General features: G+C 81.1%; 1 pseudogene. It reads right to left on the bottom strand.

Annotation, left to right across the window (positions count from 1 at the left end):
* Positions 1 to 222 (bottom strand): annotated as a pseudogene (locus G3I41_RS05250) (hypothetical protein); the annotation flags it as partial.

Below are 222 nucleotides of genomic sequence, written 5' to 3'. Positions count from 1 at the left end.
AGGGCGGCGGTCCCGTCGGCGGCGAGCCGGACGCCCACGTGGAAGCGGTCGGTCTGGCCGCCACCGGGCAGGGTGAGGGTGGTGAGGGGGGCGCCGGCGCCGCTCACGGGGTCGCTCACTCGCACCCGCACCGGGCGGCCCGGCGCGGTGCGGACGCCGACGCGCCGCCCGTCGGTCTCGGCGTAGACGGGGGGTCCGCCGGGTTCCAGCGTCCCGGCGGAG

This window comes from Streptomyces sp. SID9727 (genome assembly GCF_010550605.1).
Lineage (GTDB): Bacteria > Actinomycetota > Actinomycetes > Streptomycetales > Streptomycetaceae > Streptomyces.
Note: the sequence above shows the minus strand (reverse complement) of the source record. Positions and strands in the feature narration are given on the sequence as shown.